Origin of the sequence: Clostridioides sp. ZZV15-6388, assembly GCF_020657755.1 — a bacterium.
Classification (GTDB): Bacteria; Bacillota; Clostridia; order Peptostreptococcales; family Peptostreptococcaceae; genus Clostridioides.
On the sequence record NZ_JAGWCU010000096.1, the window covers coordinates 1 to 472 of the forward strand.

Annotated in this window: 1 protein-coding gene; it reads right to left on the reverse strand. The window is 26.3% G+C overall.

Going from position 1 to position 472, the window contains the following annotated elements:
* Positions 1 to 472 (reverse strand): RNA-guided endonuclease TnpB family protein (locus KGF48_RS19910; RefSeq protein WP_227868499.1); only part of this gene is annotated, 472 nt, incomplete at both ends.

Sequence of the window (472 nt, forward strand, 5' to 3'; positions counted from 1 at the left end):
TATTTACCACTTGGCTCCCTAGATACAGTAGCATTAAGTATTCTCCCTTGAGGTACTTGTTTATCCCTTACTTTAACCATACCAAGTTTAGGTAATTTTATATATTGACTAAAGTACATAATATTTCCATTTGTAAAGTTCGTTCTATATGAAAATCTATTAGTTTTCTTTGATTTAAATTTAGGAAATCCTGCATTTTCTTTAAAGAATTTTTTATATGCGTTTTCTAAATCTTTTAAGGTGTTTTGTAGTGAAAATTTGTCAGGTTCTTTAAGCCACTCTAATTCTTTTTTTAAATTAGTCAAATCAGAACTGCACTGTTTATAAGTAAAAGTTTCTTTATGGTTTTCATAAACTTCTATTCTTTTAGCAAGATATTTATTATATACAAATCTACAACATCCAAAAGTTTTGTTAATTAACTCTTGCTGTTTTTTATTTGGATACATTCTAAACTTATAAGCTTTTTCCA